Consider the following 14,006-nt stretch of genomic DNA (forward strand, 5'->3'; position numbering starts at 1 on the left):
GTTGAGCTGCAAATTTTCATGGAAATAAGGCGCTCACGTTTAGGAAGCAGGTTTTCTATGAAAACCTGGAGGAGGGTAATAGGACAATGAGATATCTAGCTGGTGAATATGATGTTATCGTTATTGGCGCGGGTCATGCAGGCTGTGAGGCTGCACTTGCCGCTGCGCGCATGGGTTGTGAAACACTGCTGCTCACAATTAACTTAGACATGGTCGCATTCATGCCATGCAACCCGTCAATTGGCGGTCCGGCAAAAGGGCATGTTGTTCGGGAAATCGATGCGTTAGGCGGAGAAATGGGTCGCAATATCGACAAAACCTTTATCCAAATGAGAATGCTTAATACGGGTAAAGGACCTGCGGTTCACGCCTTGCGCGCGCAAGCCGATAAATTCGATTATCAGCATGTAATGAAGAAGACCATTGAAGAAACGCCTCATTTGACGCTGCGTCAAGGAATGGCAGAGGAGCTTATTGTTGAGGATGGCAAGTGTTTAGGCATTGTTACGAAAACGGGTGCAGAGTATCGCGCCCGCACAACGGTAGTGACTACAGGTACGTATTTGCGCGGCAAAATCATTATGGGTGAGCTGATGTACGAAAGTGGTCCTAACAATCAACAGCCGTCTGTTCGATTGTCAGCTAGCTTGAAAGAGCATGGGCTTGAGCTTGTTCGTTTCAAGACGGGCACGCCTCCGCGTGTGCATAAAGATACCATTGATTTCTCCAAAACAGAAATTCAGCCTGGTGACGATAAACCAAAGTTTTTCTCGCATGAAACAGAATCTTCAACAAACGAGCAATTGCCATGCTGGTTAACGTATACATCAGAAGCGACACATAAAATCATTAACGATAACTTGCATCGCGCTCCGATGTTTTCCGGTGCCATCGAAGGTACGGGGCCGCGCTATTGTCCTTCTATTGAGGATAAAATTGTTCGCTTCGCGGATAAGCCAAAGCATCAAATATTTTTGGAGCCAGAAGGTAAGAACACTTCTGAATATTACGTACAAGGATTATCGACCAGTATGCCAGAGGATGTACAACTCGGCATTTTACGATCAATCCCAGGTTTGGAAAAGGTTGAGATGATGCGCAATGGCTATGCTATTGAATATGATGCTGTTGTTCCAACTCAGCTTTGGCCTTCCTTGGAAACAAAGGTGATCGATGGTTTGTTTACGGCTGGTCAAATTAATGGAACATCGGGCTATGAAGAGGCAGCTGGCCAAGGCGTTATGGCAGGCATCAACGCAGCTCGCAAGGTGCAGGGGAAAGATCCGATTATTATTGGCCGCTCTGAAGGCTACATTGGTGTTATGATCGATGATTTGGTTACGAAAGGTACGAACGATCCATATCGTTTGCTCACTTCACGGGCAGAATATCGTTTGCTGCTCCGCCATGACAATGCAGATCTGCGTTTGACACCAACGGGACATGAAATTGGTCTTATTTCCGACGAACGATATAATAAGTTTCTTAGAAAAAAAGAATTGGTTGAAATAGATATTGAGCGTTTGCGTGGAACAAAGGTGAAGCCTGACCAAGTGAATGCTATGCTTATAGCTGCAGGGACTGCTCCAATGGAGCATGGAACCGATGCTCTTTCCTTGCTGAGACGCCCTGAGGTTACTTATGCTATGCTCGAGACGGTAGTACCTTCGGTTCCAGAAATGAATGAAGAAATGAAAGAGCAGGTTGAAATCCAAATCAAATATGCCGGATACATTGAGAAGCAGCTTGTACAAGTGGCACGCTTGAACAAAATGGAGAAAAAGCGAATTCCGGATGATATTGATTACAATGAAGTTCGCAGCTTAGCTTCAGAAGCCAAACAAAAGTTATCTCTAATACGACCATTGTCTATTGGCCAGGCTTCTCGAATTGCAGGGGTAACACCAGCGGATATTTCCATTTTACTTGTACATCTAGAGCACTATAACCGTGTAACGGCAGCGAGAGGTTCATAATATGGATGAAACAATACAGTGGTTTACGAAAAGAATGGAGGAGAGCGGGATTCCGCTGTCTTCCATCCAGCTTGAACAATTCGAGCAATATTTCCGTTTGCTAGTTGAATGGAACGAGAAAATGAATTTAACAGGAATTACAGAAAGAGATGCGGTTTACGAAAAACATTTTTATGATTCGGTATCTCTTTCCTTCTACACCAAGATGGATAGCGTGCGCAAGCTTGCTGACATTGGATCGGGGGCGGGCTTCCCAAGCATTCCGCTTAAAATCTGCTTCCCGCATCTCCAAATCATGATTGTGGATTCGTTAAATAAACGAATTCAGTTTCTCACGCATTTGACGGAGCAGCTTGGTTTGAATGACGTGTTATGTTTACATGGCCGTGCTGAGGATGTAGCTCAACTGCAAGAACATCGTGACAGCTATGATTTGGTAACCGCAAGAGCAGTTGCACGTCTGAATGTTTTAAATGAGTTTTGTTTGCCTYTCGTCAAAAAAGGCGGTATATTCGCGGCCATGAAAGGTTCGCAATCTGATGAGGAAGCCCGCGAAGCGGCATTTAGCCTAAAAGAGCTTAAAGGGAAAATCAAATCACAACATCAGCTTTCACTCCCCAATGRGCAATCAGAACGCCATATTATATTAATTCAAAAGCTTGATAGCACACCGCGCAAATATCCAAGAAAAGCGGGAACCCCAATTAAGCAACCGCTTATGTAGAGAACATGAATTGTTCCACGTGAAACATGTTGTGTTTTTATCGCCATATTTATACAACATTTATTCATTCATCGCTGTGTCAAGCAGGAGAACGCTCAGCCATAGTCGAATTTATAAAATAGATGAAGAGACTGAACGATACCGTAAGACGCGAATAATGAGCCGCATTCTTAGAATGGGCAGCAGTTCGGGAAGCGGGTAAATATAAACATAGTATATCAACGTTAAGACATACATGATTATATTGGGAAGACGCCTCTCTTATCATTTCCGAATGAACGTTGTTATGGATGTTCGCCGTGCAGTTGACGATTATTACCTGAGAGAGGTTCAAGCAACCTTAATAATCCAATTGGCAATGAACCAATCTTACTGCTGAAGCGTATTTATTGCAAAAACCTTGTGTTGGCACTTTAATTGAATAACGGTTTTAATGTAGAAGTAACTGTACATTGATACTGTATCTGTTGTGAAACGCATGGTTTCCATGAATGTTATGGGGAAAATGGTTTCATTTGAAGTGGTTAAAACTAGGTTTATCTCATGATCGGGTGGTAATTATCGATATGAAAGAACAATTTTCTCGATTGTTCGGCCTGTCCGAGCAGCGCATACCGCAAGAAGAAGTTCGGCAAATACCGATTCAAGAAATTGATCCGAGTCCTTTTCAGCCTCGTACGATATTTGATGACGAACGAATTGAAGAGTTATGTCAAACGATTAAAACCCATGGCGTTATTCAGCCTATCGTTGTAAGAATGCGTAATGGCAGATATGAGATTATTGCAGGGGAGCGTCGTTGGCGTGCAGTGACAAAGCTCGGATATGATACAATACCGGGTATTGTGCGTGAATTCAATGATTCACAGACTGCTTCTATTGCTTTAATTGAGAATCTTCAAAGAGAAGGATTGTCAGCTATAGAAGAAGCGATTGCTTATCAAAAGCTAATCGAGCTTCATCAGCTGACACAAGAAAGCCTTGCACAACGGTTAGGTAAAAGCCAATCGACAATTGCAAATAAATTGCGATTATTAATGCTCAATGATACGATAAAGATGGCATTGATGGAGCGCAAGATAACTGAACGACATGCTCGTGCTTTGTTATCATTGGATACGGAAGAATTGCAGTTGAAAGTTTTAGAAGAAATTATAACCAAGGATCTTAATGTTAAGCAGACTGAGGTTAGAATAGCTTTCTTGAAGGAATCTACGAAGTTAAAAAAAGCGAAGCGTATTTCATTTACGAAGGATGTTCGTTTGGCTTTAAATACAATTCGTCAATCCATCGAGATGGTATCTGGCTCTGGCTTGCAGATCAAAACGAATGAAAAGGATCACGACGATCATTATGAGATCGTTATACAGATTCCTAAACGATAAAATATAGGTGGCTGCTGCCATTATTCTCTTTTCTTTGTGCCGCCCTCTGCGAGGGCGGCGAAGCCATTTGTAGCTAATGTAACAAAATTAATACCAGCTATAATGACGTCTTTTAAGAGACGGTTTTATTACCCGTAGCTAATAGTAATGCTAGATTAATACTATTTCTAATCATTTTCTAACTTCAAGATACTGCACATAAAAGTTGTACACATAGAGGTGAGCCGGTTTTGTCGAAAATTATAGCAATAGCCAATCAAAAAGGCGGTGTCGGGAAAACGACAACGTCTGTCAATTTAGCTGCTTGTCTTGCATCACTTGGAAGAAAAGTGCTGTTAGTCGACATCGATCCACAGGGGAATACAACGAGTGGATTAGGTATCAACAAGGGTGACGTAACAAATTGTATTTATGATGTGCTTATTAATGATGTCCATCCTAAAGATGCGATGTTTGAAACGAGTGTGCCTGGACTGAAGATCATTCCAGCAACGATTCAGTTGGCAGGAGCTGAGATAGAGCTTGTTCCGACCATTTCACGTGAGCTTCGTTTGAAAAAATCACTTCATATGGTCAAGGATGATTTTGACTACGTTCTCATTGATTGCCCTCCGTCACTTGGTATTCTTACGATTAACTCACTAACTGCTGCGGATTCCGTCCTTATTCCGATTCAATGTGAATATTATGCGCTAGAAGGCTTAAGTCAGTTGTTAAACACAGTAAGACTTGTACAAAAACACTTAAATACGTCGCTTCAAATTGAAGGTGTCCTTCTGACCATGCTTGATGCTAGGACGAATTTGGGCATTCAAGTTATTGAAGAAGTAAAGAAGTATTTCCAACAGAAGGTTTATCAAACGATTATCCCTCGTAATGTTCGTTTAAGTGAGGCGCCATCGCATGGACAAGCAATAATCACATATGATCCACGTTCAAAAGGTGCGGAAGTTTATACTGAACTCGCAAAGGAAGTGATTATGTATGAGCAAGCGGCTAGGTAGAGGGCTGGATGCGCTTATCCCATCGCTTTCTGTGAATGATGACGATAAAGTTATTGAAATTTCTTTGACGCAGCTTAGACCGAATCCGTATCAGCCAAGAAAAACGTTCGATGAGGATTCTATTAAAGAATTGGCTGAATCCATTAAGCAGCATGGTATTATCCAACCTATTATTGTTCGGACAGTTCTGAAGGGCTACGAGATTATAGCAGGAGAAAGACGATTCAGAGCATCACAATATTGCGGTAACAAGACGATACCAGCAGTGGTAAGATCTTTTACTGACCAACAGGTTATGGAAATTGCATTGATTGAAAATCTTCAACGTGAGGATTTGAATGCAATCGAAGTTGCCGTAGCCTATCAAGCACTCATTGATAAGTTCAAGCTTACACAAGAGGAGCTTTCCATGAAGGTTGGAAAGTCGCGCTCGCATATTGCAAACTTTGTTAGATTGCTTTCGCTTCCTTCGGAGATCAAAGATAATGTTTCACGTGGAACAATTTCCATGGGACATGCAAGAGCATTGGTTGGAATAAAAGATAACAAAATTCAAAAAGAGCTTGCCGACTTGACTGTTTCACAGGAATGGAGTGTTCGTGAGTTAGAAGAGGCCATTCAAAAGCTTGATTCGAAGCAGGACGAGGATACGGTAACGAAGCCAAACCAACGCAAACGTGACCCTTACATCGATCATCTTGAAGAATCATTGCGTGAACGGTTTAAGACGACGGTGAAAATTAAGCAACAAAAAGATAAGGGTAAAATAGAGCTTCAATATTACAGTAAACAAGATTTGGAAAGACTGCTTGAATTGCTTCAATATATGGCATAGAGCCTATTAAACAGTGGCATACCTAAGTTGTAATCTTGCTTTTGAAAGATTAAACTAAGGTATGCCATTGTTGTGGAGAGACAGCTTGAAAGGATGCGGAATTGTGGTTAATAAAGATAAACCTATCATATATTTGGATCATGCAGCGACTTCATGGCCAAAACCACCTGAGGTAACAGACGCAGTGATTCAAGCGATGTTGAACGATGCGGCTAATCCTGGCAGAGGAAGCCATGCGATGGCTGTACGAGCAAGTCGGATTTTATTCGATACACGCAAATATCTTGCAAAGCTATTTAACATAAAAAATCCGAATGATATAGCATTCACTTCGAATACGACGATGTCACTTAATATGGCCATAAAAGGATATGTTAAACCTGRCGACCACGTTATAACAACATCCGTTGAGCATAACTCTGTGCGAAGACCTTTATATTATTTGGAACAGACCAGTGGTGTCGAGGTTACTTATATAGAGTCAGATGAGCAAGGGTATTTAGATATCGATGCCGTTTCTAAAGCCATACGCCCACAAACCACACTTATCGTTTTGAACCACAGCTCCAATCTTCTTGGCACGATAATGCCTGTTGCAGCTATAGCAGAGTTAACGAAAAAACACGGTATAAAGCTTCTTGTAGACGCGGCGCAAAGCGCCGGGATTATCCCGATAGATGTTAAAGCAATGGGCATTGATATGCTGGCATTCCCAGGGCATAAAGGACTGTTGGGACCACAGGGCACAGGAGGGCTGTACGTTGATCCTGAGCTTGAATTAGTGCCATTGCTACATGGTGGGACCGGGAGTCAATCTGAGGCGCGTGAGCAGCCTTGGGTGAGGCCTGATCGTTATGAGGCAGGTACGCAAAACACTCCAGGTATAGCAGGCTTAAAGGCTGGTGTACAGTATGTGCTGAATGAGACGGTTCAGAAAATCCATACTAAGGAATGGGCATTGTCGCAAAGGCTTATGGAAGGGCTAAAGCTTATTAACGAGGTTAAGCTGCTGGGGCCGGAACTTGGGGAACAGCGTACAGGTATAGTGGCTTTTAATGTAAATGGGGTAGATCCATCCGAGCTTTCCTTTATATTGGATCAGCATTATCATATTGCCGTGCGAGCTGGCTTTCACTGTACACCGCTCGCACATGCATGCGCAGGTACGACTGAGACGGGAGCAATTCGGGCTAGCGTAGGTGTGTATACAACGAACGAGGAAGTTGATGCTTTATCAACTGCCATTAAGGAAATTGCAAAACAGTACAGGGCATAGCAATGATTGTGGGGGGCGGATTAACAACGATGGAAGACTGGACGACAAATCCGATGAATGCTGTAACAGTAGGAATTGCATTATTGGTTATCCTATTATTCGTATGGATAGCAGTTATTGGCGGGCGGCTGAAAAAGCTGCGTAAGCAATATACAGCGGTCATGGGGAACACAGGCGTTACAAATGTAGAGGAAGTCATCATTCAGCTTAAAGAAGGGCTTGCTGAACAACAACAAGCCAATATTGTGTTAAAAGCACAATTGGCAGACGTCCAAGCGGCTCTTCCGCTTCAAAAGAGCAGAGTAGGTATTGTTCGATACAATGCTTTTGCCGAACAAGGAAGTGATCTTAGCTTCTCCATAGCCATTATTAATCAGGAAAAAGACGGCGCTATTTTTTCGGGCATCCATAGTAGAGAAAACACATACGTTTATGCGAAACCAGTGGAAAAAGGCGAATCAACCTATCCATTGACTCCTGAGGAGCGTAAGGCTATTCAAGAGGCCAAATAAATCAGGAATAGGAAGAAAGCTAGATCGTATCGGATGCAGCTGTTTGCTCAAGTGCACTGCCGTTGGAAAGATGGGCGTGATTCGCAATGGCTGTAAATAAGCTAAGAGATATGATGTCCGACATTTTCATCACGAGATGCAATCTGGTGTTTTGCAATACGAAATACTCCATAAACCCGCCGACGTTTACGATACCGGTAATGTGAACGTCGCCAACCGGCGGGAGATCCTTGTTGACGCCAGCGCCAGGACGAACAGGGCCGACTCCGACTTGAATGCTTCCAACACTGGCAACCTGACCTAGGCAAGCATCGATGCCAATGACAAATGGCTTATGAAAGCGTCGATTAATTTCGATAAGCGTATCATCCAAATTCATAGCATGAACGGGGTTCTCTAAAGTCCCAAATAAAGAAAAATGAGGGCTCCGGTATTTCGATAAGTTAGTTCCAATTAGCGGTCCTAATGAATCGCCGGTGGAACGGTCGGTACCTATGCATACAACAACAATGGGACGGTTATCGGCGAGCTCATCCAGCATGGCGGTCAGGCGGTTGACCAGCATGCCAATAACGTTCGCAGTTGTGTAGGGCACCTTCAAAGGCGTTTCTTTGATAAATGAAAGTTTCATAGAATCCCTCCGATAATACCGATATGTTACTAGTATATGGATAGGACAACCATTTTATACGTCAGATAGTTTTGATATTTATTATGCATAGCTGATCGTTATTTCAACAAAACGGAGGTCTTGCACGTGTTAATTGCATTTGATTCGACGCAGCAGGCGTTGCGTGCTGAGATGCTGCTTGAGTATGCCGAGATTGAAATTGATATTTGTCCGACTCCCAAGGAAATCACAGCCGGCTGCGCGTTGTCTATTCATTTCCCAGAAGAGGATTTAACGATGGTGAAGGATGTCATTGTTCAAGAAAATGTGGAAGTTAGAGGCATATTCAAGCCGGTTGAATCCGGTTATGAGCAGATTGAAATGTGAACGGAAATAGACAGACGAAGGAGGTATGGGGATGTCAATCAACGAACGATATGATAAGGTTGTCGCATGGTTGACAGATAACGAATTGTGGGAGGCCTTTGGAAGCTCGGCGCTGAGAATCATTATGTTCCTCGCTATAGGCCGACTTGTCGTGTGGATCATACATAAAACCATTGATCGCGTTATCTTAGAGCGTGAGAGCAAGAGACCTGCAAACCATACAAGACGAATGACTACAGTAGGCAAGCTAATGAAAAATGTAGCCTCGTATGTCGTTTACTTTATTACGGTAATGCTTGTATTGTCAGAGTTCGGCATCAATCTGGGGCCTTTGCTCGCAGGAGCAGGCGTTCTCGGTCTTGCTATCGGGTTTGGCGCACAAAGCTTGGTGAAGGATATCATCACTGGCTTTTTTATCGTGCTGGAGGATCAATTCGCTGTTGGTGATGTCATTCAGACAGGGCAGTTCAAAGGAACAGTAGAGGTTATTGGTTTGCGCACGACACGCATACAAAGCTGGACGGGAGAAGTACATATTGTTCCCAACGGAATGATTAATGAAGTGACTAACTTCTCTATAAATAATAGTATAGCGGTTATTGATATTTCGATTGCCTTTGAGGAAGAGGTCGATCGAGCACTCGAGGTTATTCGTCATACGATGATTACTATGCAGGATGAGAATCTGATAAATGCCCCGGAGGTTCTCGGTATTCAGACCATTGCTCCTACAGGGGTAACGATACGTGTTGTGGCGGAATGCAGACCGAATACGCATCCCATTGTTTCGCGTAAGCTCAATATGGTAATCAAGAAGTCGCTGGATGCAAACGGAATTGAAATTCCTTACCCAAGAATGGTAACCTATCAGCGCAATGAAAAAGGAGGCGTCAAAGATGGAGCGTAAGCAGTTTGAGCTGGGAGATGTTGTTCAAATGAAAAAACAGCATCCTTGCGGCTCTAATGAAATGGAAATTATACGCATGGGGATGGATATTCGCATTAAATGCGTAGGCTGCAAGCACAGCGTGTTGATCCCTAGAGCTAAGTTTGAGAAAAACATGAAGAAGGTTCTTCGTTCAAATGCTTCTACGGAAGGTTTATCGGGTTTACAATAATCAACGTTTATTTTGAAGAAAGCACTTGCAGGAAGACATGCTGTGTGCTACAATAATTTTTACATGCGGAGAGGTACCCAAGAGGCCCAAGGGGGCTGACTCGAAATCAGCTAGGCGGGTCAAACCGTGCGTGGGTTCGAATCCCACCTTCTCCGCCATAAACAAACAGTTAAACGATTCGATTACCGAATCGTTTTTTTTATATTTTATGCTGGGAGGTCCCTTCGATGAGTATACCGAAGCTGCCTTTAACCGATGATGAACGCAAGCATTTAAGACATGCAAAAGTAAAACTAATAGACCTGAAAAACTGCTCTGTACGTGAACTTTGTCTGATCATGCATGTACCGCAGGAGAGGGCATCGCATATACGGGCTCTAGCACTTTTTCAAAACATACCTTCCATTGGGCCGAGCCTCGCTCAAAATCTATATGAGCTTGGTTTTCATTCATTAGAACAGATTAAAAGCAGCGGAGAGAGCGGCGCCCAGCTCGTTGAGCGGCTAGAGCGGCTGCACGGGGTTTGGATGGATCCCTGCGTAGAAGACGTGATGAGGCTTGCCGTGCATCATGCTAGCCACCCTGGCAGCGATAAGCAGTGGTGGGACTTCACGGCGGAGCGTAAGCAATACAGAGCAGAACAGGGTTATCCATCTGATCGACCCAACAAAGCATGGCATAAATAAATGAAAGAGGGCTCTCGCGAGCCCTCTTCTTGACGGTGTTGAATGGTCGAGTCAATTCATAAACACGACAAGTATCTGAAACATGGGAAACTTCATTCGTCAATTGGAGAAAATTAGCCAAAGCCTCATTTATTCCACTTGAGCACAATGCTGCAATTCCGATTGAACGGTTGCTTGCAGCGATGCTCGAATGCATGTGCATGAGAGACAAGCGTCTTTGGCACAATCCTCCGCTTCAATCCTGTGTGAAAGAAATTCTCTTAAGGCTTCATGCACAGCTTGTAACCTAAAGGCTGCAAATGCTGCAAATGTTCATGAGCGAAACGAGAGCTAATCCGCTTGATTGCGGGTATAGCCGTTACGCTTATTGCCAGAATGGTTCAACGGAACCACACCTCTCTTACACCGTCACATAATAGAATAACCAGTCCTTTTCAACCCTATACAGCTAGATAATTGACAATTAATGGCCCATGCGCTTCCATTTGCGCTCATGGTTGCTTGTATCGGGGAATCGTTGCCCTTTGTTCAAGGTTACTTTTTTGGGGTTTTGAATGCCCATGTGAAAGGAATTCACTCCATCCTCGATGTAAGTGCCGTCGTTCGGTGCTTTGTCTCCCGGAGAAAACATGGTACCTTCACCCATTAGGATCACCCTCCATATACGTAATATTTGCACGGTAAGATCGATGGTTCACATCTATCCGCTGGGATAGTATCTGCAGTAAAGCTCGATTGCATAAGTAGCAGATATCGGCTATAAACATACAAATGGAACTCAACTGTTAAAATCACTTGTCATAGGCTTTTGGATTTGATATAATATAGAGATGCGAGCAGAAGCTCGTTCCTTGCTCCATTTATGGGGCCGCTAGTCCAAGAGGAGGTGAAACAATATGCGCAAATATGAAGTAATGTACATCGTTCGTCCAGACGTTGAGCAAGAAGCCTTGCAGGCAATCGTTGACAAATTCCATGGCATTATCTCCAACGGCGGAGAGGTCACAAAGCAAGATGTGAGCGGAAAACGTCGTCTTGCGTATGAAATCAACAAGCTTCGTGATGGTTATTTTATACTGGTACATTTCAACGCAACGACTGAAGTTGTGAATGAACTTGACCGCATCATGAAGATTACGGATGAAGTTATCCGTTCGTTGATCGTCAGAGACGTCGCTTAATCCACGCTGGATTGTTCGATTGGGAGGTCAGAAACGATGTTGAATCGTGTTATACTAATTGGTAGATTGACGAGAGACCCAGAGCTTCGCTATACGCCTGCAGGTGTTGCGGTTACACAATTTACGTTAGCGGTAGATCGTCCGTTTACGAGCGGCGGTCAAGGCGAGCGTGAAGCGGATTTCATTCCGGTTGTAACTTGGCGTCAACTGGCCGAGACTTGCGCCAACTACTTGCGTAAAGGCCGCTTAACAGCGGTTGAAGGACGCATACAAGTGCGGAATTACGAGAATAACGAAGGCAAACGCGTCTACGTAACGGAAGTTATCGCTGATAACGTACGGTTCTTGGAATCCAACAAAGACGGCGGCGGCTCGCGCGAAGAAGGCGGAAGCAGCTACAGCGGCGGTACAAGCAGCGGCGGCGGATCTTACGGCGGCAACGCTTCCCAAAGCGGCGGTAACCGGCCATCTGGCAATAACTCACGTAACGACAGCCGTGATCCTTTCCAGGATGACGGACGCCCGATTGATATATCAGAGGATGATTTGCCATTCTGATATCGGAGTACTAGCTACTTCGCATATCGATGGAACGATTATACAGCCTTTATCGCAATATAGAGCAGCTGTGTAATTGTACAATTATCAACGATAAGGAGGATACCTATCATGGCTTTCAAGCAAAGAGATAACGGTGGCGACGAGCGTCCAGAACGTAAGTTCAGCGGACGTAAAGGCGGACGTAACAAACGCCGTAAAGTGTGTTTCTTCACTGTAAACAAAATCACTAAAATTGACTATAAAGATGTTGATTTGCTGAAAAAGTTTATCAGCGAGCGCGGCAAAATCTTGCCACGTCGTGTGACTGGAACAAGCGCGAAATACCAACGCTTGCTTACAATCGCAATTAAACGTTCACGTCAAATCGCATTGCTTCCTTACACGACTGAATAGGTTGTGAAATGAATATGCACCAAAACGGAGGAGCCTGTCACCAAGGGCTCTTTTTGTTTGTTTAGAGGCCCAATGTATAAGGGCCTTTTTTTGTTGTATGCTAAGCCAAACGGGTAAGGAGTGTACATTCATGCAGTTTATTTTTTATTTAGCACTGATTATTGCGGCGACCAAAGCTGCTGGCCACTTGTCCGTGAAGCTGGGTCAGCCAGCCGTGCTGGGCAAGTTAATCGTGGGCATCATTCTAGGGCCGGCTTTTCTCGGCTGGATACAGCCTGGTGAATTCATAGATCATTTTGCGGAAATAGGTGTGCTATTGCTTATGTTTATTGCAGGTCTGGAAACAGATTTGAATCAGCTCAGACAAAACTGGAAATCTGCGTTTGCGGTTGCAATCGGCGGCATTATTTTGCCGTTTATCGGCGGATTTGCCGTTGCTTCATGGCTTGGATTATCGCAATCCGAATCATTGTTCTTGGCGCTGCTGCTCTGTGCAACCTCCGTCAGTATCTCGGTTCAGGCATTGAAGGAGCTGAATCAGCTTAACTCAAAGGAAGGCAGCACGATTCTGGGAGCAGCAGTTGTAGATGATGTCGTCGTTGTCATATTGCTGGCAGTGATGCTCAGCTTGCTGGGTACGGCGGAAAGCGTGTCAATTCCGGCATTAATCGGCAAAAAGGCATTATTTTTTGTAGTGGTTATTGCGGTTTCTATCTGGGTCGTTCCAGTCTTCATGAAGCTGATAGCAAGGCTTAAAGTGACGGAAGCGTTGATGAGCGGGGCTTTGATTGCTTGCTTCTCATTTGCATATTTCGCAGAGAAAATGGGAGTGGCAGGCATTATTGGGGCATTTGCCGCGGGGATTGCGATCTCGCAAACGTCTTTCAGACATGAGGTGGAGAAGAAGGTTGAGCCTATCGCGTACACCCTTTTCGTTCCTGTATTTTTCGTCAGCATTGGCTTGAACATTACTTTGGATGGCGTAGGCAACCAACTCATATTTATCATTGTGCTATCCCTAGTTGCTATTCTGTCTAAGCTGTTCGGGGGCGGGTTAGGCGCAAGGCTGACTGGGTTTAATAATCGGTCGTCGCTTGCGATTGGTGCCGGGATGGTATCAAGAGGGGAAGTAGCGCTTATTATTTCGGCTAGCGGATTACAATCCGGATTGCTGCCGCAGATTTATTTTACAGCTGTAGTTATGGTCATTATGATTACGACTTTGGTGACTCCGCCTATGTTGAAGCTTATCTTTCCGTCGGCAGAAGAGGGGAAGGCATTAAAAAGATAATTCCGGGACAGCGCGTAACGGTAGACGGAGAAGACAGCCTGCATAGAGCTGTGTAAAGAATGCTCGA

The 14,006-nt window shown here is 44.2% G+C and carries 17 protein-coding genes and 1 tRNA gene; 16 read left to right on the forward strand and 2 right to left on the reverse strand.

Annotation, left to right across the window (positions count from 1 at the left end; all coding sequences use genetic code 11):
* Window positions 1-86 precede the first annotated feature (86 nt).
* From mnmG to AB4Z29_RS09605, 7 genes are all read left to right on the forward strand, one after another.
* Window positions 87-1,976 (forward strand): tRNA uridine-5-carboxymethylaminomethyl(34) synthesis enzyme MnmG, encoded by a 1,890-nt coding sequence (mnmG, locus tag AB4Z29_RS09575; protein WP_441942837.1) that lies wholly within the window; start codon window positions 87-89, stop codon window positions 1,974-1,976.
* Between the two features lies 1 nt (window position 1,977).
* Window positions 1,978-2,700 (forward strand): 16S rRNA (guanine(527)-N(7))-methyltransferase RsmG, encoded by a 723-nt coding sequence (rsmG, locus tag AB4Z29_RS09580; RefSeq protein ID WP_441942838.1) that lies wholly within the window; start codon window positions 1,978-1,980, stop codon window positions 2,698-2,700.
* 566 nt (window positions 2,701-3,266) lie between these two features.
* Window positions 3,267-4,085 (forward strand): nucleoid occlusion protein, encoded by an 819-nt coding sequence (gene noc / locus AB4Z29_RS09585; protein WP_183563434.1) that lies wholly within the window; start codon window positions 3,267-3,269, stop codon window positions 4,083-4,085.
* A gap of 230 nt (window positions 4,086-4,315) precedes the next feature.
* Complete coding sequence (locus AB4Z29_RS09590; RefSeq protein WP_441942839.1) at window positions 4,316-5,089, forward strand: ParA family protein; 774 nt, start codon at window positions 4,316-4,318, stop codon at window positions 5,087-5,089.
* Window positions 5,070-5,924, forward strand: a complete 855-nt coding sequence (locus AB4Z29_RS09595) for a ParB/RepB/Spo0J family partition protein (protein ID WP_441942840.1) — start codon at window positions 5,070-5,072, stop codon at window positions 5,922-5,924. Before AB4Z29_RS09590 ends, AB4Z29_RS09595 begins: the two co-directional genes overlap by 20 nt.
* Window positions 5,925-6,027: 103 nt before the next feature.
* The gene (locus AB4Z29_RS09600; protein WP_441942841.1) at window positions 6,028-7,200 is read left to right on the forward strand and encodes an aminotransferase class V-fold PLP-dependent enzyme; all 1,173 of its coding nucleotides are present in this window, start codon (window positions 6,028-6,030) and stop codon (window positions 7,198-7,200) included.
* Window positions 7,201-7,229: 29 nt separating this feature from the next.
* A complete protein-coding gene (locus AB4Z29_RS09605) occupies window positions 7,230-7,712 on the forward strand; it encodes a DUF4446 family protein (RefSeq protein ID WP_441942842.1) in 483 nt (160 codons plus the stop codon).
* A gap of 19 nt (window positions 7,713-7,731) precedes the next feature.
* Here the strand turns inward: AB4Z29_RS09605 and yyaC are convergent, their stop codons facing one another.
* Complete coding sequence (yyaC, locus tag AB4Z29_RS09610; protein ID WP_441942843.1) at window positions 7,732-8,343, reverse strand: spore protease YyaC; 612 nt, start codon at window positions 8,341-8,343, stop codon at window positions 7,732-7,734.
* Window positions 8,344-8,469: 126 nt separating this feature from the next.
* On the opposite strand from yyaC, the gene AB4Z29_RS09615 reads away from it, so the two are divergent.
* From AB4Z29_RS09615 to AB4Z29_RS09635, 5 genes are all read left to right on the forward strand, one after another.
* Window positions 8,470-8,709: a DUF3343 domain-containing protein gene (locus AB4Z29_RS09615; RefSeq protein ID WP_441942844.1), complete on the forward strand. Its 240-nt coding sequence runs from the start codon at window positions 8,470-8,472 to the stop codon at window positions 8,707-8,709.
* Window positions 8,710-8,740: 31 nt separating this feature from the next.
* Complete coding sequence (locus AB4Z29_RS09620; RefSeq protein ID WP_441942845.1) at window positions 8,741-9,616, forward strand: mechanosensitive ion channel family protein; 876 nt, start codon at window positions 8,741-8,743, stop codon at window positions 9,614-9,616.
* Entirely contained in the window at window positions 9,606-9,827 is a 222-nt protein-coding gene (locus AB4Z29_RS09625; protein ID WP_441942846.1) for a DUF951 domain-containing protein, read from the forward strand. The genes AB4Z29_RS09620 and AB4Z29_RS09625 overlap by 11 nt, the downstream gene beginning before the upstream one ends.
* Window positions 9,828-9,894: 67 nt before the next feature.
* Window positions 9,895-9,985: transfer RNA gene (locus AB4Z29_RS09630), tRNA-Ser, on the forward strand.
* A gap of 69 nt (window positions 9,986-10,054) precedes the next feature.
* A complete protein-coding gene (locus AB4Z29_RS09635; protein WP_441942847.1) occupies window positions 10,055-10,513 on the forward strand; it encodes a helix-hairpin-helix domain-containing protein in 459 nt (152 codons plus the stop codon).
* 463 nt (window positions 10,514-10,976) lie between these two features.
* Here AB4Z29_RS09635 and AB4Z29_RS09640 read toward each other — a convergent pair whose 3' ends face one another.
* Window positions 10,977-11,159, reverse strand: coding sequence for a YjzC family protein (locus AB4Z29_RS09640; RefSeq protein ID WP_183563404.1), 183 nt, complete (start codon window positions 11,157-11,159; stop codon window positions 10,977-10,979).
* Between the two features lie 250 nt (window positions 11,160-11,409).
* Here AB4Z29_RS09640 and rpsF point away from each other — a divergent pair, with 250 nt between their 5' ends.
* The 4 genes from rpsF (at window position 11,410) to AB4Z29_RS09660 (ending at window position 13,939) form a co-directional block, all read left to right on the forward strand.
* Complete coding sequence (gene rpsF, locus AB4Z29_RS09645) at window positions 11,410-11,694, forward strand: 30S ribosomal protein S6 (RefSeq protein WP_139990857.1); 285 nt, start codon at window positions 11,410-11,412, stop codon at window positions 11,692-11,694.
* Between the two features lie 36 nt (window positions 11,695-11,730).
* On the forward strand, window positions 11,731-12,252 hold the full coding sequence (gene ssb, locus AB4Z29_RS09650; protein WP_308997673.1) for a single-stranded DNA-binding protein: 522 nt from the start codon (window positions 11,731-11,733) through the stop codon (window positions 12,250-12,252).
* Between the two features lie 111 nt (window positions 12,253-12,363).
* A complete protein-coding gene (rpsR, locus tag AB4Z29_RS09655; RefSeq protein WP_441942848.1) occupies window positions 12,364-12,648 on the forward strand; it encodes a 30S ribosomal protein S18 in 285 nt (94 codons plus the stop codon).
* A 130-nt stretch (window positions 12,649-12,778) separates the two neighbouring features.
* On the forward strand, window positions 12,779-13,939 hold the full coding sequence (locus tag AB4Z29_RS09660; RefSeq protein ID WP_441942849.1) for a cation:proton antiporter: 1,161 nt from the start codon (window positions 12,779-12,781) through the stop codon (window positions 13,937-13,939).
* Window positions 13,940-14,006 lie beyond the last annotated feature (67 nt).

It is taken from the genome of Paenibacillus sp. 2TAB23 (assembly GCF_052115165.1).
Classification (GTDB): domain Bacteria; phylum Bacillota; class Bacilli; order Paenibacillales; family Paenibacillaceae; genus Pristimantibacillus.